The sequence below is a fragment of the Halomonas piscis genome (assembly GCF_031886125.1).
Taxonomy (GTDB): domain Bacteria; phylum Pseudomonadota; class Gammaproteobacteria; order Pseudomonadales; family Halomonadaceae; genus Vreelandella; species Vreelandella piscis.
In genome coordinates this window covers 408,216-431,313 of the sequence record NZ_CP119391.1, presented here as the reverse complement: position 1 = coordinate 431,313, position 23,098 = coordinate 408,216, and the positions used below count along the sequence as shown (strand labels likewise).

Here is a 23,098-nt window from a genome sequence, read left to right as displayed (position 1 = left end):
CAAAATCTATGAATACTAAATCAGTTTAAACGAAACTAATGATTGTTAACACACCCTAGGGCTCCATGCCGGGAAGCCGAATTTTTGCCAGCCTATCCAGCATCCTGCCCGGCCGGCTTGAGCCATCGTTACACAGCTGCACTAACGCTGCTGCCGCCAGTCCGAACAGCGCCGCACCGGCAATATCCAGCGGAAAATGTACGCCGACGAACACCCGGGCCAGTCCCCCCACGGCGGAAAGCCCGAGCAGCACAGCGCCAATCGTGCGGGTGCGAACCTCGATTGCCAGCACAAAGGCAATCGCAAACAGAAACGTCGTATGATCCGAGGGGAAGGAGGCATCCGGAGCATGGGATAACAGGCCCAGCCCCAGATTTCCGACAAAAGGACGCGGGTGAAAATAAAAATGCGATACCGCATAGCTGGCGCCAAGCCCCAGCAGTACGGCACCGCCCGCTTTCAAGCTGGCTTTTTTACGCGCCGGCTCGGGGCTGAACCACAGAGTGGCCAGTACCAGCATGAAGACGTATGGCATTACCTCGGCAGCGGCAATGGCAAACATATCCAGCAGGTCGTGTTGGCCGGCATACCGGTTGATCAGCAAAAACGCTGATACGTTAAAACTTTCCATCGATATGTTCAGCGCTCAGCGTTTGCCCGACGTTTATGCCTTAATCGTCATCGTCCACTTCGTGACCGATAACCCCGCCCACCGCGGCACCGCCCACGGTACCCGCGGTGCTGCCGCCGGTCAGTACCGAACCGCCCACGGCACCGGCGCCGGCACCGACGGCGGTATTCCTGTCCTGATCCGACATGTTGGAGCAGGCGGCAAGACCCAGCGTCAGCGCCAGCGTAGCGGTGACCATGCCGGTCTTTTTCAGCGTATTAACCGATGTTGCGCGCATAGCACACCTCGTTCTTGTGAATTCACCCTCATCTTAGCACGCTCATTGCCCCGGCACGGGAAGCAGTTGTGAAGAAAATACGAAGATACGCCGCTACTAGCGCTGACCTTCCCCGGCGGGGCCGATTTCCAGCGACAGCCCCTTCAGGCCGTCAAGCCCCAGCGAAAGCTCGTCGGTAAACAGCGGATGGCCGTCCACGTGCAAGGTAACGTCGGCCTTGAAGCTGCTGTAAGTCACGGTGGCGCTGACCTCGGCCTCGGTCAGCAGCGGGGCGAGCGGGCTGAACTCAAGGCTTTCTACCCTCGCCGCGTCAAGGCCCAGCTCGCTCAGCCGCGCCTCGGTGGCCCGGGCCAGGCCGGCATCGTAATACATATAGAGCCCGGCGTAGCCAACCCCTGCCAGCGCCAGCAGCGTCACCATCAAACGCACGCCTACCTCCTTGCAAAAGCGCTTAAGATACCACGCCTGGCGAATCTCATCTGCGCGTTACGGCGGAGAAGCAGGGCTATCGCAGTTAGATAAGCAGTCATCCATAGACACGCAGCCCACGTCATAGGCACTCTGACCAGTATCCCTTCTGTGCCGGCATCAAGGAGTGATATGGCATCTGTCACCAGCTGCTTTTCTGATCTGCCCGATCCCAGGGGCACCAACGCCCGTCACGAGCTTGATGAGATCCTGTTCATTGCCTTGTGTGCGGTCCTCTGCGGGGCGGAGGACTGTTCAGATATGGCGTTGTTCGGGCAGTCAAAGGAAGCGTTCCTGCGCCGTTTCCTGTCGCTGCCCCATGGTATCCCCAGCCATGACACGTTCAGCCGGGTCTTTCGCCACCTGGATCCGGCGGCCTTTCACGACCATTTTCTCTCCTTCATGTCACGCTTCGCGGAACAGGTAGAAGGAGTCGTCGCGGTGGATGGCAAGACACTCCGGCGCTCCTACGATCGAGCGGCAGCGAAGTCGCCGCTCCACCTTGTCAGCGTCTGGGCCGCCGATCAGCGCCTGGTGTTGGGCCAGCGCGCCGTCGATGAAAAATCCAACGAGATCACGGCGGTACCGGAGCTGCTCAAGCTTCTGTCTCTCTCTGGCGTGACGGTGACGGCCGACGCCATGCATTGCCAGCGGGCCCTTTCCCAGCAGATTACGGAGGAAGGCGGGCACTATGCCCTGGCGGTCAAAGACAACCAGAGGGCTTTGCTCGACGACGTTCAATTCATGATGGAGACAGCAAGCGCCGGTGAGCCCCACGTTGACAGCGGTCATGGCCGTGTCGAGTCACGCCAGGCGACGGTGATCACCGATATTGACTGGCTGCAGAGCGCCCATCAGTGGCCAGGCCTGAAGGCCGTGGGGCGCATCACTCGCCGCCGTGAGCTGGCTGAGCAGGCCACAGAGGAGACCGCCGACTACCTGCTGAGCGATGCGCTGTCACCAGATCAGCTCATTGAGGTAACACGCCAGCACTGGGGCATCGAGAATCACCTTCACTGGGTGCTCGACGTCACGATGCAGGAAGATCAGAACCGGAGCCGGCGTGGGCACAGTGCCGAAAACCTGGCGTTGCTACGTCGACTGGCGCTTAACGTCGCCAAACTGGAGCCTTCCAAGGGCTCAATGAAAGGCAAGCGGAAACAAGCAGGCTGGAACGACGACTACCTATTGGCGCTTATCCGGCAGTTCGCTCAACTGCGATAGCCCTGGGCGGAGAAGCCAAAAAAAGTGCGGCACGCTGCCCGCGTGCCGCCTCCCTCGTTTTTCAAGCCATGGTCGATAGCCATCAAGCGCTGCGCATTACCACGCTGCCTCTTCGCCTTCACCTTGTTCGGCGCCACCGGGCTGGCCGCTTTCCGCCTCGCTATCCGGCTCGTCGTAGCTGCCCGGCAAGCCGTCCTGATCGCCCTGGGGGTCGCCGGCATCATCATCGGACATGGCCGGCGGAGCGCCCTGCCCGGCATCGGCAGGCGGCTCGGGCCGGGAATTGCTGATCTGATCGTCCTGGCCGGACGGCTGCTCCATGGCGCCCTGATCGTCGGCGCTATCAAATCCCGCTTGCTCATCTGCACCGGCAAGCCCGATACCACCGAGGCTCAACGCGCCCGCCGCCAGGATGGCAAGGACGCTTTGCTTCTTGGCATAAGGAAATAAACGCATGGGTGTTACTCCTCTACTCTTTGCCTGACACACCAGTAAAAAACAACTGCTGCTACAGGTGCGAAGCGCATCGCTTCTCGTTACCTGTTAACTATCAGTCAGCGCCGGCGCCGCAGAGTTTCCGCGCCGGCGGCGCCAAAAGGGCCAAACAATGTGTAAATCATCCGCTGTGAGGAGTCGTTACCGCCGCAGCGCGTCCAAAAGCTCGACGGAGCGCAGGCGGTCTTCTCGGGCATAAACGTCGGTGACCACCATCAGCTCGTTGGCGCCGGTCTGTTCAAGAAATTCCTCCAGCCCCTGGCGCACGCCGTCAGGAGCGCCGACCACCGCCGCGCCCAGATTCTGCGCTACCGCGGCCTGCTCCCGGGGCGACCAGTCAAGCGACTCCGTCGGCGGCAGCGTCCGGGTACTCCGCCCCCGGTGCAGGTTGAGAAACTTCTGCTGGGCGGTAGTGTTCAGGTAGTGGGCGTAAGCGTCGCTTTCGGCCACGATGACCGGCATGCCCACCATGGCGTAGGGCTCATCGAGCACCTCCGACGGGCGAAACTCCCGACGATATAGCGCCAGCGCTTCCAGCAGATAGCCGGGAGCAAACTGCGCGGCAAAGGCAAACGGCAGCCCCAATCGCCCGGCGAGCCGGGCGCTGTAGCCGCTGGAACCCAGCAGCCAGAGGGGCACGTGGGTATCCTGGCCGGGCACGGCACGAATGCGCTGCTCCGGCCCCGGCGTGCCCAGGTAGCGGCGCAGCTCTTCGAGACGTTCGGGGAAATCCTCCACCCCGGCGAAGGGGTCCCGACGCAGCGCACGCATGGTCGCGCCGTCGGAGCCCGGAGCCCGCCCCAGGCCCAGGTCGATCCGCCCGGGGTAGAGGGTTTCGAGGGTGCCGAACTGTTCGGCAATCACCAGCGGCGCGTGGTTGGGCAGCATGATGCCGCCGCTGCCCACGCGAATACGCTGCGTCTGGCCGGCCACGTGGCCAATCAATACCGACGTTGCCGCGCTGGCGATACCGTCGATGTTGTGGTGCTCTGCCAGCCAGTAGCGGTTATAGCCCAGCGCATCGGCCTTTCGGGCCAGCGCCACGCTGTCGTCAAAAGCTTCACCGGCGCTGCCGTCATGGCGGATGGGCGCCAGATCCAGTATCGACAGCGGCGTCTCACGAAGTAACGACATATCGGCCTCACTGTTCAGGAAGTTAGCTCAGGACAATCTCGTCAAAGTCACGCCTCGACCGAGGTTCGACCTGTATCGATGGAGTATAAGGGAATGGCGGTATAACATCCGTCACGCGCTTTCCGCCAGCGCCAGCCCACAATAAAAGAACACAAGGGCGTGAATAGGCTACGCTAGCTGTATATTCGCAACAGGACGCATCTATGGCGCATCAGGATAACGCTTCTTCCTCCGCGGGGGTTCCCGCCCCCGAGGGTCCGACCCGGCTGATCGATACCGACTATCAAATCGGCCAGGACAACATCAAAACCACTCGCTTCGGGGTAGACGTGGATCTGCATGGCAAGGTGTTTTCGATCTCGGCACTGGTCGTGCTGTTTTTCGTCATCCTGACCCTTGCCCTGCAGGACGAAGTCGAGCCGCTTTTTACCCTGCTACGCAGCTGGCTGACCGGCAACCTGTCGTGGTTTTTCATGGTCAGCGCCGACGTGTTCGTCATTCTCTGCCTGGGGCTGATTGTCTCACCGCTGGGCCGGGTGCGACTGGGCGGGCCCGAGGCTCGTCCGGATTTCAGCTTTATCGGCTGGACCTCGATGCTGTTTGCTGCCGGCATGGGCATAGGGCTGATCTTTTACGGCGTGGCCGAGCCGGTTACCCACTTTACGTCCTCCATTGGCGGCGTCAGCGTAGCCGAAAGCGGCCTGCGCACCGACTGGGCACCGCTCGGCGGGGCCGAGGGCGATCCCACCGCCGCCACCTCGCTGGCCATGGCGGCCACCATTTATCACTGGGGGCTGCACCCCTGGGCGATCTATGCGGTCAGCGCCCTGGCACTGGCACTTTTCTCGTTTAACAAGGGGCTGCCGCTGACCATGCGCTCGGTGCTCTATCCGCTGATGGGCGAACGCGTATGGGGGTGGCCAGGCCACGTAGTGGATATCCTTGCCGTGTTCGCCACCCTCTTCGGGCTGGCCACGTCGCTCGGTATCGGGGCCTCCCAGGCTACTGCCGGGCTCGGCTATCTTTTTGATATTCCCGATAGCAACGTCACTATGGTGCTGCTGATTTCGGGTATTACCCTGGTGGCGCTGCTATCCGTGCTCGCCGGGGTGGACAAGGGCGTGCAGCGGCTCTCCCAGTTCAACATGCTGCTGGCTTTCCTGCTGCTGCTGTTTGTTGTCATTGTGGGGCCGACGCTTGGCATCGTCACCGGTTTTTTCGACAATATCGGCACTTATGCGCGCCACCTGCCCGCGCTTTCCACCCCGTTCGGCCGCGCGGATGCTAACTACAGCCAGGGCTGGACAGCATTCTACTGGGCCTGGTGGATCAGCGTAGCGCCGCTGGTGGGCATGTTCGTCGCGCGTATCAGTCGCGGACGCAGCGTACGCGAGTTCCTGATAGCAGTGCTGCTGGTGCCCTCGATCATCTCCGCCATCTGGATGACCGCGTTCGGCAACACCGCGCTCGACCAACTGGTAACCCAGCAGTTTGATGCTCTGAGCGAGGCGGCAGTAGAGCTTCAGCTATTTATCATGCTCAGCGAGCTGCCGCTGGCCTCGATTACGTCGCTTCTGGGCATCGTGCTGGTGATTGTCTTTTTTACCACTACCTCCGACTCCGGCTCGCTGGTGATCGACGCCATCACCGCCGGCGGCAAGGTCGATGCACCCCGGCCCCAGCGGGTATTCTGGGTCATCATTGAAGGCGCTATCGCCATTGCCCTACTGCTCGGCGGCGGCCTGACTGCGCTGCAGGCCATGGTGATTTCCACCGGGCTGCCGTTTGCCCTGGTGCTACTGGCCTGCTGCTATGCCGTGGTCAAAGGGCTAATGAGCGAGCCTCGAGGCAGGCAGCGGCGCGACTAGGCCCATGCAAGCCAACTTCATCTTTATTCGACCCGCTACGGAAGCTGTGCTAGCATTCGCTCCACTTTTTATCTGCGCCATTCGTTGAATGGCGTTTTTTTTTAACCATTTTCCTGATCAGCCGGCATTTTTTCTCGTTTGACTCCACTTTTACCCTAACCCATCCCGATTCGCACACTTCCCAACTTCAACGGTGGTAACCTGCATGCCTAATCCTGCTGCTAGCACGGCGGACAGTACGTCTGCCCACACGTCGCGCCCCACGAAACCTGCCAAGGGGGTGCGCTCCCTGGGCGATCCGGTGGTGCTGACTCTCAGCATCGGCTTTATCGTCGCCTTCGTGCTGCTGTCTTTTTACGATCTCGACATGGTCGCCAACGGCGTCAGCGCCGGCTTTGCCTGGACGGCGATCACGCTGGGTTCATACTTCCAGTTCCTGCTGCTGGCGACCTTCTTCATTGCCATTGGCCTGGCGGTCACCCCGGCCGCCAAGGCCAAAATCGGCAACCTTGACACGCCGCAAATGAGCACCTTCAAGTGGCTATCGATCATCCTGTGTACGCTGCTGGCCGGCGGCGGGGTGTTTTTTGCCGCGGGCGAGCCGGCGTTTCACTTTTTGACCACGCCGCCGGTACTGGACAGCGAACCGGGTACGCCGAATGCGGTGGCCGGGGCGCTGGCGCAGTCGTTCACCCACTGGGGCTTTCTCGCCTGGGCGGTGCTCGGCACTCTGGCATCCATCGTGCTGGCGCACTCCCACTATGTGAAAGGCCAGCCGCTGCAGCCGCGTACGCTGCTCTACCCGGTACTCGGCAAGCGCCTTCTGAGTGGCCCGCTGGGCGGCGTCATCGATGCCCTGTGCGTTATCTCCATGGTGGCCGGTACGGTAGGCCCCATCGGCTTTCTGTCCACTCAGGTGAGCTTTGGCCTGCACGAGCTGTTCGGCGCGCCGGACGGCTACGCCACACAGGTAGCCGTGCTGGTGGCGCTGGGCTTAATCTACGTGATCTCGGCAATGACCGGGATTCACCGCGGCATTCAGTTTCTGAGCCGGTTTAACGTTTTTCTGGCGCTGGCGATTGGCGCTGTCATCCTGCTATTCGGCCCCACGCTTTACTTTTTCAACTCTTACCTCTCGGGCGTAGGCTCCTACATCACCAATTTCTTCTCCATGGCCACGGTCACCGCCGAGACGGCGTCGCCTGCCTGGATGCAGGGATGGACGGTGTTCTTCTTCGCCTGGTTCATCGGCTACGCGCCGCTGATGGCGATTTTCGTCGCGCGGATTTCCCGCGGCCGCAGCATCCGCGAGATGATCATCGCCGTGGCGGTGATCGCGCCCATTGCCACCACCGTGTGGTTTACCCTGCTGGGCGGCTCGGGCGTGTTCTACCAGCTGACCGGCGTCATCGACATGACCGAAGCGCTGAGCAACTATCAGTTTGACGTAGCGACGCTGACCGTGGCCCAGGCGCTGCCCGGCGGCACCTGGATGGCGCTGGCGATTCTCGTGCTGACCACCATCTTTGTGGCGACAACCGGTGACTCCATGAGCTACTCCATCGCCGTGGTCGGCGCCGGCCATGACGAGCCGAGCCCCAAGGTACGTGCCTTCTGGGGTATTGCCATGGCGCTGATGGCAGGCATCCTGCTGGAAATGGGCGCCGGGCAGATCAACGCGCTGCAGCAGTTCATCGTGCTCACCGCCGTGCCGGTGTCGTTCATCCTGCTGCCGACGCTGTGGAACGGCCCCAAGTCGGCCTACGCCATGGCGCGCGAGCAGGGCATCATCGACTAACCCCGAACGCTCGCTGCATCATAGCGTCGATATAAACGCCAACGGGCCGCTTTTTAGCGGCCCGTTGGCGTTTCTGCCTGTCTTGTGATCAGGGAGGGGCGCTCGGCCTACTCCACGTCGTCATCCGAAGGGCGCTGATAGTCGGCGCCCTTGCCGGACTGAATACCGCGGCTCGGGTCGTCGCGGCGCTCGGGGCCGGTGCGCTCCACGGCGGTGGACTCGACCACGCGGAGATTGGCCGCCGGCGCGGTGCCATCCTTGCGTTCGCCGAAGTACAGCGTGGTGTGCGGCTGCGGAATCTCGATACCGGCTTCATCAAAGCGCAGCTTGACCAGGCGGTTGTAAGCCCGCCCTACGGCCCACTGATCGCCCGGCGTGGTCATGATCATCACGCGGATATTGACCGAGCTGTCGGCAAGCGAAGTGACGCCGGCCACGGTCAGCTCCTCAAGCAGCTTGGGCCCGTGCTCCTCGCTTGCCTGCAGGTCGCTGAAGGCCAGCTGAAGCTTCTCCACGGCGTGATCGATGCTCTCCTTGTAGGCGATGCGGTACTCCTCGACGTGGTAGGCGAAGTCGCGCATGTAGTTGGAGACCGTATCGATGCTGGAAAACGGCACGATGTGGTAAGTACCTGACAGATCGCGGATACCCACCGAACGAATACTGAAACGCTCCGCCGTGCCGACAACGCCGCCGGCGCCCACCACATCGCCGGTGTTCATGGCGTTTTCAATCTGGATGAACACCCCGGTGATCACGTCCTGGACGAGCTTTTGCGCGCCAAAACCGATGGCGAGCCCCAGCACCCCGGCGCCGGCGATCAGCGGCCCGATGTTGATACCGATCTCGGCCAGAATGATCATGCCGGTCATGGTGATCATGGTAATGATCAGCGCGTTGCGAAACAGGCTCAAAAGCGTTCTGGCTCGAGCCGTCGGCTCACCTTTGCCGGTATCGGGGTTGAGCTTGTGCTCGATGAAGCTGGCAAGCCCCAGCCATATCGCCAGCGCCACCACCAGTATGATCGCCACGTGGATCAGCTTGCCCACCAGAGCGATGCCCTGCTCGGAGGCATACCAGGCGGCCAGGTCAAACAGGTACCAGGCATCCAGCACCACCATGACGACCACCACCAGAATGATGCCGCGCAGCACCTTGAGCGCAGTGGGCACGTAGCTGTTGAGGCGCTTTTCCAGCATCGGCAGCTTGCGGTTCACCTCGGCCGACAGATGAATGCGCCGGCCAATGGTCTGGGTCAACAGCGAGGAAAGCAAAAGTCCCGCCACCACGGCACCCAGCGTCTGCAGCGTGGCAAAGAGCACAAACGGCAGCGCTTCGGCCGGACGCAGCAGGGTAATCACAAACACGCCGGTGAAATAAATCAGCGCCAGCAGGTGCCAGGTGCGCGCCAGCAGGTGAAGCGCCACGCGGCTGGGCGCCAGGGTCGCCCGCGACGCGCTGGCGCTGATGCTCTGACGCAGGCGCAGGCGGTTTTTCAGCACCACAGCCACGGCATAGATAAACGCCGCCACCATGATCAGGGTGCCCAGCGCCTCGCCCAGCGTGGCGGCCAGGTAATAGTTGACCAGAGGTACGGCCACCATCAGCCCGTAGCCCACCATGCCCACCAGCCGGGCGATCCAGCGGTTCCAGTAGGAGGCTTCAAAAGCCGCAATGGGCAGCAGGCGCAGACCTTCATAGCGCGACGAGAACAGCATGCGCACCCCGGCCTTGATCAGCTCGATCACCAGAAAGGCGTTCAAAAACAGCGACGCCCGGGTAGAGAGATCGCCGGTCTGGCCTACCGCAAAAGTCGCAATCAGGTTGCCGCCGACATAGGCCAGCGCCACGATAAGCACATCGATCAGCGCGGCAATGATCACGCAAGTCACCAGCCGCAGCACCGGCGTATACTCGCCCCGGCGCGACCAGCTACTGATGCGGGTGAAAAGCGGCTTGGCCAGCCGGCGGCAGGCGATGAACAGCAGAAAGGTGGCAACAATCACCAGCCCCAGGTTGATCGCCGCGCTGACAAAGGCAGCGGTATCGAAACTCCCCGTTCCTTCGCCGCTAAACAGGCCACGACCGAGCACGGCCAGCTGCTGGAAGTGCTCTCCCACATCGCTGACGATGCGGCTGGTGACTTCCGCAACCTGGCGCGGGAGTGACACCTCTTCAGGGGCGATATCGCTGCCCTGGGCGGCCTTCTCCGGCAGGTCCTTTGGAAGCTCGCGCTGCAGCTCGCTCTGGGAAAGCTCGCCGGCCTGCCGGCGCAAAAGTTCGATCAGCTCCTCCCGCGACTGATCGTCCTCCAGCAGATTGGCAAGCGTGGCATAGCTCGCCTCGCCGCCGTCAGCGGCCGCGTCCGGCGCTGTCTGTGCCTGGGCCGTCAGCGGCGCGGCAAGCAGCAGTATCGCCAGCAGCCAAAGGCTGAACCAGGCCCCCAGCTTGGGTAACAGTCGTAATGGCGTCACACCGTTGTCTCCTCGGTTAGCATCAAAAACTCTGGCTATTGGCCATAGCCAATATACGCTGTCGCCGCTATCGCTCAATGCTGATAGCGGCGAGCTTGGCGCCGATAATCTTTGGTCTTTGAAGGAGAATCAAGCTTTTGTCGGGTCAATATGCATTACGCCCGAGGCGCACGAGCTTTCAGCTCACTGCGCCTTCAGGCTCCCAGGGCAGACAAAGGCAGGGAACTAGGGTTGGAATGGCATACGGAAAGTCAGGCTAATATCCGAGGCGTCGTCGGTAAGCCCCATACCCAGGCTGGTGACTATCGAAGTTTTGTCGCTCATCGCGTAGGTGCCGCCGAGGCTGAACACACCCACATTGGCGTCACTGCCGATCACCTTGTTGGTCTCGCCGCCTCGGGTAGTCTTGGATTTCTTTATATATTCGTGGGAATAAGAAAGTGACAGACTCAGCCGTTCGTTAAGGGCGAAAGCAGTGCCGAAACCTGCGCGGATGGAATCGCCCAAATCGACCTTGCCTGACTGCTTGCCTTCCGAGGCCGAAATATCGTCGAAACTTTCCTCAATATTATAGGTATACCCCAGGTTGGTGAAGACGATGGCCGGGTCCAGAGTCTTGAGCAATGAGGCACCGGTGGTAACCGCCCAAACGCCGTTGCCGGTAGGCAGCTCAGTGGGCACGACCAGGTTGGTGTTGGTAGGATCCTCCCTGGTCGCTATACCATAGGGATCAGTACCGGTGGGCGCTCGAACGCCCAGATTGATCACCACGTCGGGGCGGGACTGGGTTTCAGGCAGCAGACGGTAGGACAGCGAGGCGCTGATATCGCCCAGTCCGCCATCATCGGTGGTTAGCTCACTGAGCTCCGGCCCGCTCTCCACCCCGGTAGAGCGGTACGTGCTGCTTCTGTAAACGACTGGTATATTAAGCCCCAACTCCAGCCGGTCAGTCAGGCCATAGCGAGTGCTGAGGTCAAGGGTAGTGATGTGGCTTTTGACGTTGTCAACGTTAATCTCGCCGAGAAAGATGGCGTCCAGCGCCAGAAAGCCCCGCAGCGCCAGCTGAGAACGGTCAGAATAGGAATAGTTAATGCCAGGCTCAAGAGTCAGGCGATCGGAGAAAAGCGCATGCTCCTCACGCAGCACGTTCTCTACACTGCGGCTGGGCTTGGCTTCGCGGACGACCTCGTCGTCGCTGCTTACCTGTCCCTGCGCCAACGTTGCCGCTCCCAGCGCAACCGGCACAAAAAATACAGAAGCAATTGATGCCCGCTTGCGTGTCAACGTTGTTATATCACCCACACGGTTCTCCTCGGTATTTTTTATTAGTCGTTGCCGTAGTTATCCATTGCCCTGACTTTAGCGGCAGTAGCAGGAAAGTAACGGCGGATTACGCGCAGTGTAGACCAGTCTTGCACGGACTAACATCCCTTCATCGGCGCAAGCCTCGCGCCGATTCAACGGCGCTGCGCAGCCCCGGCATGCCGGCGTTGGCGCCGCGATCGCCCATGTAGAGCTGAAGCCGCGTCAGATTGCGCACCTGCTGAGCGTCGCTGGTGAGCTGGATCGACTGCCTGAGCCCGCGGCTGGGCACAATGGCCTGGCTCACGCTGCCCATTCCCGGCACCTGCAGGTTGATGCCGACTCCCCGGGCGCCGCTACGGACAGCCATACGTGTCCCCGACGGTAAACGTCGCTGCATATTGTTGGCGCCGGTACCATCTGCTGGCACATCACGCCCGGCGGCTTCGAGAATATCAATCTGCAGGTCGTTGGCCGCGGCGTTGAAGCTACCTCCAGCTTGAATGCTTTGTACCACGCCGCGCGCGTTAGCGGTGCCGGCGTCGCGCACCACGGCACCGTTGCCTGAAGACGTTCCCGGCAGGCTCGTTGAATTACCCACGGTCAGGTGAGGCTCGAAGCTAACCGTCGGCGACGCCCCGCTCAGATCGCCGCGCAACGTTCCTCCCGCGCGCAGTCGCTCACCCGCCGAGGTATGCCATTCGCTGGACATCTGCACGCCGAAAAACATGACTTGCCCCTTGTCGACGAAACGCCCGCGCAGCTGTGCAAGTTCGGCATCGCTGAGCTGGCGCTCCCCGGAGAAATTCGCGAAGTCTGACACCTCTGCCTGAACGGAGCCCGCCATCAAACCAGCAGTGGCAACAACCATTAGCGCCATTGCACCACGAGCCTTCCGGTGCTTTTGCTTACCGTTTTGTTTCCGCTTGAGCCTTAACATATTGATGTCCCCTGAGCACTGGCGAACCCTTTTAGCCCCAGCTCCCCGGCCAGGCTAAAAGACATCCGCGTGTCGAAAACCGAAATCAAGCAATTTCTGCTTGGGTACCGGCGCAAAAATATCCTGCATGCGGTGCGCCGTAAGCGGCTGACGGGGATCAAGAAGTGGTGTCTGCCGATCGAACCCCTCGCCGACGATAGCGAAGATAATGCCATTCCATGAAGCCAAGAACTTATCACGCTCCATAATCCGATTACCCAGTGCCGGGTCACCGATATAAACTCGATCCCCGCTGGCTTTTTTTACTACCACAAAGTGCTTATAGCCCTCGAGATCAAGCAGCACGATCACCGGAATCGACACGGCGTCCAAAGTATCGGGCGCCACCTCGTATCCCCGACCGCGATATCCCAGGGACTGTACATAGTTCTTCAGATCCAGCAATGAAAAACCTTTTGCCAACACGACTTCCGGGTCCGACACCTCTAGCATACCTGCAAGCACATTCTGCTCAGTGGTTTCGGGCTGCTGGTAGGCATATTTGAGAATGGTAGCCAGCGACGCTGCGCCGCAGGAAAAATCGGTGTGCTGCTCCACCAGATTTTCAAAACGACGCTCGCGGATCGACTGTACGTCCTTGCTGATGACCGTTCCTGCCATCACATTGCCCAGACGCACGCTGGCCGCCTGGGAAAAAGGAATGGAGAGAACGGTCAAGATAAGCCCGAGAATCAGCAATGGCATACGACGCCCAAGGGCTATAGTGATTGCTGATTCCATGGCTAACCTCCAGGAGTGAAAACATCAGGTTCAAAGCCCCGGCCTGCAAAAGCAGGCCGGGGAGTGATTGCTGCATCAATTAGATGCTTGGTTGGTAATAGCTATCACTCGCCATTGCCACCACCCATGGAAGAGGCAATCGACAGCGAGTTGCGCTGCAGATTATTCGTACCCGCTGCCACGTTGACGCCAACGTTACCGCTGGCTCCCTGCAGGGCATTGCTGCCAATAGTGGCGTTGTTCGAATTATCCATGCTGACGATTGTAGTGGTGGCCACGCTGCCGGATAGAGTGCCAGCCATGCCGATAGTACCGACTTCCGTGAAGTCCAGATCGCCACTCTGGTCACCTTTGAAGCGTCCATCCTGACCCGAATCGCTCTTATTATCGAAGTCGATATGCCCCAGGTATTCCGCACCACCACCTTCCTTGTGATTGGTATCTACGCCCTGGCCTGTTCCCCAAACCTCGGGGTAAACGTCGTTAGTTTGTTCCCAAGTACCGCCATAATCGCCAGCTCCCCCGCCGATGTAACCACCATTCATCGAACCTTCCAGGGTTACGGCGACCGATTCGCCCAGCTCGGTTACAGGCCCGCTGGTTGTGCTGTTGCCAGTTGTCTGCTGGACGCCACCAGTGGTGGCACGGGTATGGCCAGCATTATTATTACTGGAAGCTGCCAGCGAGTTCTGCTGGGCGTTGCTGGAACCAGCCGCTACGTTCACTCCAATATTACCGCTGGCATTTTTCAGCGAATCGCCGCCCAATGTCGCATTGTTAGGACTACCGGCACTGTTAGCGATATTGCCTGCAGCGTGCTGCGCTGAGTAAGCCGCTGACTGCCCGAACACGTCCATGGCGTCGGAAGTTGCCAGTGCAGCGTCATTAGCCTGCGCATTGTTATCGCCGGCCGCCACGTTGATACCCACGTTACCCGTAGCACCTTGGCCAGTACTACTGCCTACCGTAGCGTCGTTATCAGAGGCTGTATTGTCCACCTCGTTACCGCCAATAAACTGCTTGCTGTCGACGGTGGCACCAGAGTAGTGCTCGGCCTCATCGCTAACGCTTACGTCGATATCGAAGTCTTTTCGAGTATGCGACTTATGACGCAGATCCACCTCGATGTTGTTAATAAAGTTGGATGTGATGTCGCTTGAAGCGCTGAAGCCATCACCGCCTTCTTCTGCGAAGGCCACGGGGGCCATCATCAGTGCGCTAACGGCCAGTGCGAGTGGAGCTTTTTGGAAAGTTTTCATGATCTTTCTCCTGAATGAACCGAATCGTTCTTCTTACTGCCTTGCGAATATCGCTACGGCTTCAGCGCCATATTCATGCGAAAGCTGTTGCTCGTAGCGTTCCCCGTGCCGGCTGACTGGTTGACCTGGATCACGCCGCGGGCACCTTCGAATGCTGTCGAATCAACTTCGACCCGACTTGAAGACTGTCGCGAACGCTCATCGGTACCAGCCAGCCCTTGCCTGTCGGCCTGCACTCCCTGCAGCGTGGTATCGCTGAGATTGCTGGCCGAGATGCCCATCGCCACCCCGAAAGAGTTGCTCTGGGCATTGCCCTGTCCAGCCGCCTGATTAATCGACAGCCAACCCTCTGACTGTTGAAAGGCGGCACCCTTGATTTCCGTTATGTTTTGTTGATCGATAAGTCGCTCTTCGATCCTCGACTGCTGTTGTAACTTGTTTGCCGAGCTGGCGATGTTACTGATTACCAGCGTGCCAGCGTTGCTCTGCAGGTTGCCGTCGCCGGCCGCCATGTTAGTGGTGCTGACGCCGCTGACCCCGCTCAGGGCCTGGCTGCTGAGCACCGTACTATTGCGCATAGCCGGGTCCTGCGCCGCAGCTGTCTGTATAAAGCCAGCTATCAACAAAATGCCTGCTGTTGCCGTAACGCTTTTCTTAAGGGCGTCTGTGTTTGTATTCGCCATGATCAGTCCCTCCCTGTAAAAGGTGAGAGGGCCCGGTCAATGGCTCCGGACATTCTGGACGTGGCCGACGTCACCTGACCCGAAATACCGCTGCCTCCACTACCACCGCTGCCACCCCCCAGACTGCTGGCGGCGCGATGGCTCTCTCCGCCTATAGCTCTGCCGTGCACCCGTTGGTTATCCGTATCCAAAGTGTGGTTGAGAGAACCCAGCGAGCTCTGCACGCTTCCTCGAATACCGGCAGCCCGCTCGTCAGTTAGCAAAACGGCATTAACACCGTTGCTTTTCATTTTCTGCTGAACCGTCTCCTTCACGTTGACCCGAGAAGTGATAGGTCCTCCATGCCGCTCGACACGATTGATGGGTGCTGCCTCCACTTGACGCTGGATAACGATATCGCCAGGCCGCACGCGGGGCTTGAGCTTATGTTCCAACGCGGAGTCGGCAGCGACGGCACCCGGGCCACCGATGGCGGCTGCCAACAAAGTCACTCTTGCTACTTGATTAATATTCAGACACTTCATGACTATTGCTCCCGCCCTGTGGTTACGCTGCTGCTTTGCCAGTTACCCGTCCCGCTATTAAGAGAGGACTGAGTATCGGCACCGCCACCGCCCGTCGGACGCTCGTCCCAGAGAATGACGCTGTTAATCTCAGTGCCTGCGTCATGGTCCGGCGTCCGGACCTGAACATAGCGACCGCGGATCCGCTCGAGCATGGCATCGCTCAGGCGCTGTGAAGCAACGTCTTCCTGCCTGGAAGAGAGCGGCTCGGCAAACAGCCCGGCTGCATTTTCCGCTCGATAGCTTTCAGTCTCGTCTGCCTGTGCTACAGGGGATGTCACGGTCAACGCCAGCGCGCCCATAAAAGCCGCCAAAAAGGCCCCGGCCAGAGTGCCTCCCGAGAAGCAGGAGAGCCGCTGCTGCCGCTTGCCTGCCACCTCCGCCACTTCCACGGCATTGCAGGCTGCCTGATGGCGATCTGTATTGTGAGTTGGGTACATGGCAGCGTCTCCGCAAACGTATTCATGCTCTTACCCAATACAATGCAACTACCGTGCCAACTACATAACTCCTTGATTTTGTTATCACCGCCATAAGACTAAAACCATATACTGCTACATAAAAGTGACAAGAATCTCGATCGTGTACGTACCGGATCACTCAAAAAATAAAAACATATAAAAAATCATGGGCTTAAATAAAAACAAAGCAAGTACCATTTAAATTACACATATTTATAGGAAACTACTTTTAAAACAACCTCTAAATTAAAATTATATAAAACCTTCGAACGCACAGCAACATATCGAAATAAAACTGAACGAAATATGTTTCATGGATGCAAAAAATCAACCATAATCCTCCCCATGGATATTCATTGGATAGCAATGCTTGCCTTAACGATCATCTTCATCTAATACTTTGCAAATTCTCATCAATCCTTACAAAAGCCTGTCTAATATAGGAAAAACAAAATAATCGCCACACGAATAACGACTACAACAAGAGCGAGGTTAGATTATATGAGCATTAGCCGATGCTGTTGGTTCGTTACCGGAACAGTGAATAAAAACAGAGGGTTAATATCCGATCTCGAATTGCGTGGGTGGGAGATGAATCAACTTCAGCTAGCTGATAATGGCTATCGGGTGGTTAGCAAGTGCTCTGTCGGAGTGATTTTCCTCGAGGGTATGACGCCATCCCGGCTGGACCAGCTAGAGGCCGTGATGCTGCAACATCATTGCCTTTGGCTTGCCGTGTTACCTAATGATGCTCTTGAAGACGCTCGCCACCTCAGTTTTATCACCACCCTCTGCCACGGCTTTGTGGAATCATCAGTTGAGGGTCACCAGCTTGACTGGTTAATGCAGCGCTCGGCAGCCTTAGCGCAGCTGCAACAGCAAAAACAGCAGCCTCGTCGCTGCGAGCCTGCTATGTCCACTGATACCGGAGAGTATGAGATGGTGGGGACCACACCGATCATGCGGACACTGTTTCAAACTATCCGCAAGGTGGCTGTGGTAGATGCACCGGTTTTCATTAGCGGGGAGTCGGGCACAGGCAAAGAGCTGACTGCTTTGGCCATCCATGAGAGGTCATCGCGTGCATCACGTACATTTCACGCTATTAACTGCGGAGCGCTTCCGGAACAGCTTATTCAGTCGGAGCTCTTTGGCCACGAAAAAGGCGCTTTTACCGGTGCAGTTCAACGCAAGGTGGGCCGCATAGAAGCTGCTGATGGCGGCACACTGTTTCTCGACGAAATAGGAGACCTGCCCCTGGATCAGCAAGTTAATCTGCTACGTTTTCTAGAGACTCAGCGAATCCAGCGGGTAGGAGGGTTGAAAGAAATAGCGGTCGATGTGCGCATTCTTGCTGCCACTAATGTTGATCTCGAGAAAGCCGTTAAAGAAGGCCGATTCCGCGAAGATCTCTACCATCGACTAAACGTGTTACAGGTCACGGTGCCGGCTTTGCGCGAACACCCGGAAGATATCGAAATCCTGGCAAGCTATTTCTTCGAGCGTTTCTCCAGCGAAAAACCCGGCCGGCTGAAGGGGTTCTCCCGTGAAGCCTTTCAAGCCATGCGTGACTACCGCTGGCCGGGTAACATCAGAGAGCTGCTCAACCGTATTCGCCGAGCCATGGTCATGTCCGATAGCTGTTTAATCCAACCTGCAGATCTAGGGCTCAAATGCAGTGAGCGTCCAGCCATTAGCCATTCCCTTTGTCAGGCCAGAAATCAGGCAGAGCGTGAGGCGCTGATCTCGGCACTGCAGCGCAACCGTTATAAGATCCATCCGACAGCTCGGGAGCTTAGCGTCTCGCGCGTTACGATCTACCGTCTGATAGAAAAACATGGCCTGCACCGACCAACAAACGAAACGGCAACATGAGCCTCCAGAGTATCTTTTCCGACACTTTTCCGGGCTAGCCGGGTATCTCCCCACCCAGCTGGGCGGTAATGTCGGCGGCCGTTTCCTGAACCAGCCCGCCAAGCTCCATCAGGCGGGCTTCGGGGATGCGCGCCATGGGCCCGGACACGGAAATTGCTGCCAGCGGCGTGCCGCGCTCGTCGTGTACGCAGGCGGCCACGCAGTGCAGTCCGACAGCGTGCTCTTCGCGGTCGCAGGCAAACCCCTGGGCGCGGATACGCGCCATTTCCGCTTCCAGCGCCTCGGTGGTGTAAAGGGTGTTGTCGGTCACCCGGGTAAGCTCGCGGTCTTCGAGCAGCCGCCCACGTTCATCGTCGGGTGTCCAGGCAAGCAGCGCCTTGCCCACGCCCGAGGCGTGCAGCGGCGCGCGCGAGCCCAGCCGGGTGATCATGCGCATCATCTGAGGCGACTCGTGCTGGGCCAGAAATACCGCTGTCGCACCGTCGCGAATGCCCAGGTTGGCCGTCTCGCCGGTGATACTGGTCAGGCGACGCAGGTAGGGGCGGCTGGTAGCGACAAAGTCGCGCGCTTCCAGAAAGCTGTTGCCGATGCGGAACGTCTTGACGTCGATGCGCCACAGGCCCTGCTCGTTTTCCGGGGAAACAAACCCCTGGCTTTGCAGCGCCTGCAGCAGACGATGCGTCGTGGATGGCGCAAGCCCCGCCATATCGGCAAGCTCGGACAGCGATACCCCCTGGGGAACGGACGCAATATGCTCCAACAGCTTGAGACCGCGCACCAGCGACTGGCTATGGCCGCCGCTGGCCTTGCCCGTGCCGGCCGGCCGGCCGGCAGATCGACGCTTTACCTCACTCACCCGTCTTCCTCCTGAATCTCTCGCAACAGCCGGCGTAACGTACGCGCGGCTAGGCCCCCGCATCAAAGTGGTGCGGGACAAAAGCATCAGAGTAACCTGATTTGCCTGCCGTTGTCGCCTTCATGAAAACAGTTTCCACAAAAGTCGACGCCGTACGTCAAGGCTATCAGGCCGAGCTCGCCTCGGGGTCGCCCTCGTCCGCCCGGCGGTGCGCTGCGTTGTGCCCCTTGTTCTGTCGCGGGTTCTGTCGCGGGTTGCGCCCCATGGGATGAGGCTCGCCGCGGGACTTGGCCAGTTCGATCTGGCGCTGGCGCTCTCGAGCGCTGGCGCGGGTTTTCTCCGGCAGCGAATCGATACAGTGCGGGCAGCTGATACCCGGCTCATAGGCGGGATCGCGCATGTCCTCGGCGGAAACCGGCCGGCGGCAGGCATGGCACTGCTCGAACTCGCCCTCGGCCAGGTCGTGTCGCACGGTCACCCGGTTATCGAAAACGAAACACTCGCCCTGCCACAGGGACTCGTCCTCGGGGACCCTTTCCAGATAGTTGAGCACCCCGCCCTTGAGGTGAAACACTTCGTCAAAGCCCTCCTTGAGCATGAAGCTCGACGCCTTTTCGCAGCGAATGCCGCCGGTGCAAAACATGGCGACTTTCCTGTGCCGGGTGGGGTCGTAGTGCTCGCGCACGTAGTCGGGAAATTCGCGGAAGGTGGTGGTTTTGGGGTCTACCGCGCCCTTGAACGAGCCGATTTCCACTTCGTAGTCGTTGCGGGTGTCGATCACCAGCACTTCCGGGTCGCTGATGACGTCGTTCCAGTCTTCGGGCTCGACGTAGGTGCCCACGGTGTCGTTAGGGTCGATGCCGCCAACGCCCATGGTGACGATTTCTTTCTTGAGCTTAACCTTGGTGCGGTAGAACGGCGGCTCGTCGCAGTACGATTCCTTGTGGTCGATATCCGCCAGGCGCGGGTCGGCGGTGAGCCAGGCAAGCAGCGCATCGATGCCCTCGCGGCGGCCGGCCACGGTGCCGTTGATGCCTTCACGCGCCAGCAGCAGCGTGCCTTTCACGGCGTTGTCCAGCATAGTCTGGCGCAGGGGCTCGCGCAGGGCCTGATAGTCCTCGAGAGTAACAAACTTATATAGCGCGGCGACGACCGTCTGCGCCATTGGGGCCTGTGCCTCCGGCGCGGCGGCCTGGGGGGAATTGCTCATGGGATCTCCTGGAGTTCGCCCGCGTAAAGGGCGGCCTGGATGAAAAACCCGCATATTTTACCCGAGTCAAGCCAAGGCGGCCATGGTGGCCGCCACCGCTCGCGGCGTCAGGGCGAGTACAGCACGCGAACCTTCAGCGTGTTTTCGACCTGGCGCAGCGCTTCCAGCGCCTGCTGGCTGTAGGCCTTGTCCACGTCCATGACCACGTAGCCTACGGCTTCGTTGGTCTGCAGGTACTGGCTGGAGATGTTGATGTCGTTTTCCGACAGCACGCGGTTGATCTCGGACATCACCCCGGGCACGTTGTGGTGAATATGCAGCAGGCGATGCTTTTCCGGGTGGGCGGGCAGCGCCACCTCGGGGAAGTTGACCGAGGTCACGGTGGTGCCGTTATCCGAATAAGTAATCAGCTTTTCGGACACCTCGACGCCGATGTTCTCCTGGGCTTCCAGGGTAGAGCCGCCGATATGCGGGGTGAGGATGACGTTTTCCAGGCCGCGCAGCGGGCTCTGGAACTCGTCGTCGTTGCTCTTGGGCTCCACCGGAAAGACGTCCACCGCGGCGCCGTGTACGCGGCCCTCCTTGAGCGCTTCGGCCAGCGGCTCGATTTCGACCACGCTGCCCCGGGAGGCGTTGATGAAAATGGCGCCGGGCTTGAGAGCGTCAATTTCACGCTTGCCGATCATCCAGCGGGTGGAGGGAACGTCGGGCACGTGCAGGCTGACCACGTCGGAGCGGCCGAGCAGCTCCTCAAGGCTTGCGACCTGAGTGGCATTGCCCATCCCCAGCTTGGCGATGACGTCGTAATACAGCACGTGCAAGCCCAGCGACTCGGCGAGCACGGAAAGCTGGGCGCCAATGCTGCCGTAGCCGACGATACCCAGCGTCTTGCCCCGGGCTTCGTGAGAGTTTTTCGCCGACTTGAGCCAGCCGCCCTGGTGAGCCCGGGCGGTTTTTTCGGGGATGCCGCGCAGCAGCATGATCGCCTCGGCCAGCACCAGCTCGGCCACCGAACGAGTATTGGAATACGGCGCGTTGAAGACCACGATCCCGCGCTTGAGCGCGGCGTCCAAATCCACCTGGTTGGTGCCGATGCAAAAACAGCCCACGCCGACGAGCTTTTTCGCCGCGGCAAAGACTCGCTCGTTGAGCTGCGTGCGCGACCGCAGACCGATAAAATGCACGTCGCGGATCTTTTCGATCAGCGTCTCTTCGTCAAGGGACGTCGGCAGGTGCTCGATATTGGTATAACCGGCGTGATGGAAGTTATCCACCGCGCTCTGGTGGACTCCCTCAAGCAGCAGAATCTTGATTTTGCTCTTGTCCAGGGATGTTTTAGCCATGGCTGAATCAACCTCTATGAACGGCGCGCGCCGCGTATCGATACGTGAACAAGCACGGGACAGTGCAGGGTGAAGGGCCGTCATATTACCACAGCCACACCGAAGGGGCGGGGCCCGGGCCGATGAAAAGTCCGGGGCCGACCCATGAAGCCCGCGCATATTATTCGGGGCGGGCAGACGCGCCCCCGGGTGGTCGGTGTATACTCCCGGCCTGGCCGTCGGGTTCCGGTTTTTGTTCCATGTTGATTCAGCAGGCTTTCACCCATGAGTGATACACCATCGCCAACGCAGGATTTTGCCACTACGATCGAGCAGCTCGAGGCGCTGGTCGAACGGTTGGAGTCCGGCACGCTATCGCTCGAAGACTCCCTCACGGCGTTTGAACAGGGCGTGGGCCTGGCGCGTCGGGCCCAGACGCGTCTGGATGACGCCGAGCTCAAGGTGCGCGCGCTGAGCGAAAACGACGCCGGCGGACTTTCCGTTACGCCGTTCCAGCCGTCGGATGCTGGCGCCGAAACGGATGCCGACGCGGATAACGAACCCCCCAGTGAGGAGACGCCGCCATGGTAGCCGTACACGCCACGACGCTCGACGCGCATCGTCATATCAGCAGCGCCCGCGTGGATGCGACGCTCACCGCGCTGTTTGACAATCGCCCGGCCGCTTCGCCGCGGCTTGAGGCAGCGATGCGCCACGGCCTGCTGATGGGCGGCAAACGCCTGCGCCCAATGCTGGTCTACCTGGCCGGTCAGGCGCTGGGCGCCGACGCTCAGGCGCTGGATGCGCCGGCCGCTGCGGTGGAGCTGATCCATGCCTATTCGCTGATTCACGACGATCTGCCGGCCATGGACGACGACGATCTGCGCCGCGGCCAGCCCACGGTGCACAGAGCCTTTGACGACGCCACGGCCATTCTCGCCGGGGATGCGCTGCAGGCGTTGGCCTTTGAGGTCATCGCCGCTGACGGCCACCCGCGCCTGGGCGCGCTGATCCATATCCTGGCAAGCGCAGCCGGACGCGACGGCATGGTGGCAGGTCAGGCGCTGGATATGGCTGCCATGGGGCAGTCCATTGATACCGCCGTGCTGGAAACCATGCACGCGCACAAGACCGGCGCGCTGATCGAAGCCTCGGTGCGCCTGGGCGGACTGACGGCCGTTTGCGAGGATGACCCGCGCCTTGAAGCGCTTGGACGCTACGCTCGGGCCATCGGTCTGGCCTTTCAGGTACACGACGACGTGCTCGACGTCACCGGTAACAGCGCCGTTCTGGGCAAGACTGCCGGGGCCGATGCCGCCCGGGCCAAGCCCACCTATCCCGGCCTGCTGGGACTCGATGGCGCCCAACACAAGGCACGGGCGCTGATCGACGACGCCGTGGCTGCCCTGACGCCCCTTGGCAAGCCTGCAGCGCCTCTCGCTGACCTTGCCCACTACATCATCGAGCGCGACCATTAA

22 protein-coding genes are annotated in these 23,098 nt (G+C 60.0%); 6 read left to right on the top strand and 16 right to left on the bottom strand.

The features are described from left to right. Positions 1-55: 55 nt before the first annotated feature. The 3 genes from P1P91_RS02000 to P1P91_RS01990 form a co-directional block, all read right to left on the bottom strand. Positions 56-631, bottom strand: coding sequence for an undecaprenyl-diphosphatase (locus P1P91_RS02000; RefSeq protein WP_311884167.1), 576 nt, complete (start codon positions 629-631; stop codon positions 56-58). A 40-nt stretch (positions 632-671) separates the two neighbouring features. After that, positions 672-908 carry a glycine zipper 2TM domain-containing protein gene (locus tag P1P91_RS01995; RefSeq protein ID WP_311884165.1) on the bottom strand — a complete coding sequence of 79 codons (237 nt, stop codon included), beginning with the start codon at positions 906-908 and terminating at the stop codon, positions 672-674. A 96-nt stretch (positions 909-1,004) separates the two neighbouring features. Then, positions 1,005-1,337 carry a hypothetical protein gene (locus tag P1P91_RS01990; RefSeq protein WP_311884164.1) on the bottom strand — a complete coding sequence of 111 codons (333 nt, stop codon included), beginning with the start codon at positions 1,335-1,337 and terminating at the stop codon, positions 1,005-1,007. A gap of 171 nt (positions 1,338-1,508) precedes the next feature. Here P1P91_RS01990 and P1P91_RS01985 point away from each other — a divergent pair, with 171 nt between their 5' ends. Then, the gene (locus P1P91_RS01985; protein ID WP_311882247.1) at positions 1,509-2,600 is read left to right on the top strand and encodes an ISAs1 family transposase; all 1,092 of its coding nucleotides are present in this window, start codon (positions 1,509-1,511) and stop codon (positions 2,598-2,600) included. Positions 2,601-2,696: 96 nt separating this feature from the next. On the opposite strand, the gene P1P91_RS01980 is transcribed toward P1P91_RS01985, so the two are convergent. Next, positions 2,697-3,056: a hypothetical protein gene (locus tag P1P91_RS01980; RefSeq protein ID WP_311884162.1), complete on the bottom strand. Its 360-nt coding sequence runs from the start codon at positions 3,054-3,056 to the stop codon at positions 2,697-2,699. 180 nt (positions 3,057-3,236) lie between these two features. Further along, the gene (locus P1P91_RS01975) at positions 3,237-4,229 is read right to left on the bottom strand and encodes an LLM class flavin-dependent oxidoreductase (protein ID WP_311884161.1); all 993 of its coding nucleotides are present in this window, start codon (positions 4,227-4,229) and stop codon (positions 3,237-3,239) included. 203 nt (positions 4,230-4,432) lie between these two features. Here P1P91_RS01975 and P1P91_RS01970 point away from each other — a divergent pair, with 203 nt between their 5' ends. Then, entirely contained in the window at positions 4,433-6,097 is a 1,665-nt protein-coding gene (locus tag P1P91_RS01970; RefSeq protein ID WP_311884159.1) for a BCCT family transporter, read from the top strand. Positions 6,098-6,302: 205 nt separating this feature from the next. Then, positions 6,303-7,895, top strand: a complete 1,593-nt coding sequence (locus P1P91_RS01965) for a BCCT family transporter (RefSeq protein ID WP_311884158.1) — start codon at positions 6,303-6,305, stop codon at positions 7,893-7,895. 107 nt (positions 7,896-8,002) lie between these two features. On the opposite strand, the gene P1P91_RS01960 is transcribed toward P1P91_RS01965, so the two are convergent. The 8 genes from P1P91_RS01960 to P1P91_RS01925 form a co-directional block, all read right to left on the bottom strand. Next, positions 8,003-10,369 carry a mechanosensitive ion channel domain-containing protein gene (locus P1P91_RS01960; protein ID WP_311884156.1) on the bottom strand — a complete coding sequence of 789 codons (2,367 nt, stop codon included), beginning with the start codon at positions 10,367-10,369 and terminating at the stop codon, positions 8,003-8,005. A 225-nt stretch (positions 10,370-10,594) separates the two neighbouring features. Further along, positions 10,595-11,671 carry a transporter gene (locus tag P1P91_RS01955; protein ID WP_311884154.1) on the bottom strand — a complete coding sequence of 359 codons (1,077 nt, stop codon included), beginning with the start codon at positions 11,669-11,671 and terminating at the stop codon, positions 10,595-10,597. A gap of 130 nt (positions 11,672-11,801) precedes the next feature. Then, positions 11,802-12,611, bottom strand: a complete 810-nt coding sequence (locus P1P91_RS01950) for a hypothetical protein (RefSeq protein ID WP_311884153.1) — start codon at positions 12,609-12,611, stop codon at positions 11,802-11,804. 54 nt (positions 12,612-12,665) lie between these two features. Continuing rightward, positions 12,666-13,391 (bottom strand): C39 family peptidase, encoded by a 726-nt coding sequence (locus P1P91_RS01945; protein ID WP_311884151.1) that lies wholly within the window; start codon positions 13,389-13,391, stop codon positions 12,666-12,668. Between the two features lie 104 nt (positions 13,392-13,495). Then, the gene (locus P1P91_RS01940) at positions 13,496-14,650 is read right to left on the bottom strand and encodes a hypothetical protein (RefSeq protein WP_311884150.1); all 1,155 of its coding nucleotides are present in this window, start codon (positions 14,648-14,650) and stop codon (positions 13,496-13,498) included. A 53-nt stretch (positions 14,651-14,703) separates the two neighbouring features. Continuing rightward, on the bottom strand, positions 14,704-15,333 hold the full coding sequence (locus P1P91_RS01935; RefSeq protein WP_311884149.1) for a hypothetical protein: 630 nt from the start codon (positions 15,331-15,333) through the stop codon (positions 14,704-14,706). A 2-nt stretch (positions 15,334-15,335) separates the two neighbouring features. Next, positions 15,336-15,857: a hypothetical protein gene (locus P1P91_RS01930; RefSeq protein WP_311884148.1), complete on the bottom strand. Its 522-nt coding sequence runs from the start codon at positions 15,855-15,857 to the stop codon at positions 15,336-15,338. A 2-nt stretch (positions 15,858-15,859) separates the two neighbouring features. Next, positions 15,860-16,336 carry a hypothetical protein gene (locus P1P91_RS01925; RefSeq protein WP_311884147.1) on the bottom strand — a complete coding sequence of 159 codons (477 nt, stop codon included), beginning with the start codon at positions 16,334-16,336 and terminating at the stop codon, positions 15,860-15,862. 522 nt (positions 16,337-16,858) lie between these two features. Between P1P91_RS01925 and P1P91_RS01920 the strand changes: the two genes are divergently transcribed. After that, positions 16,859-18,232, top strand: coding sequence for a sigma-54 interaction domain-containing protein (locus P1P91_RS01920; protein WP_311884146.1), 1,374 nt, complete (start codon positions 16,859-16,861; stop codon positions 18,230-18,232). Positions 18,233-18,266: 34 nt separating this feature from the next. Here P1P91_RS01920 and P1P91_RS01915 read toward each other — a convergent pair whose 3' ends face one another. The 3 genes from P1P91_RS01915 to serA all read right to left on the bottom strand — a co-directional run bounded on the left by P1P91_RS01915 (position 18,267) and on the right by serA (position 21,641). Next, complete coding sequence (locus tag P1P91_RS01915; RefSeq protein ID WP_311884145.1) at positions 18,267-19,088, bottom strand: IclR family transcriptional regulator; 822 nt, start codon at positions 19,086-19,088, stop codon at positions 18,267-18,269. 166 nt (positions 19,089-19,254) lie between these two features. After that, complete coding sequence (gene trhO, locus P1P91_RS01910; RefSeq protein ID WP_311884144.1) at positions 19,255-20,298, bottom strand: oxygen-dependent tRNA uridine(34) hydroxylase TrhO; 1,044 nt, start codon at positions 20,296-20,298, stop codon at positions 19,255-19,257. A 107-nt stretch (positions 20,299-20,405) separates the two neighbouring features. Beyond that, a complete protein-coding gene (serA, locus tag P1P91_RS01905; RefSeq protein WP_311884143.1) occupies positions 20,406-21,641 on the bottom strand; it encodes a phosphoglycerate dehydrogenase in 1,236 nt (411 codons plus the stop codon). Positions 21,642-21,905: 264 nt separating this feature from the next. Here serA and P1P91_RS01900 point away from each other — a divergent pair, with 264 nt between their 5' ends. Together P1P91_RS01900 and P1P91_RS01895 are read left to right on the top strand one after the other, a co-directional pair. Beyond that, positions 21,906-22,211 carry an exodeoxyribonuclease VII small subunit gene (locus P1P91_RS01900; protein WP_311884142.1) on the top strand — a complete coding sequence of 102 codons (306 nt, stop codon included), beginning with the start codon at positions 21,906-21,908 and terminating at the stop codon, positions 22,209-22,211. Then, positions 22,205-23,098 carry a farnesyl diphosphate synthase gene (locus P1P91_RS01895; protein ID WP_311884141.1) on the top strand — a complete coding sequence of 298 codons (894 nt, stop codon included), beginning with the start codon at positions 22,205-22,207 and terminating at the stop codon, positions 23,096-23,098. Before P1P91_RS01900 ends, P1P91_RS01895 begins: the two co-directional genes overlap by 7 nt.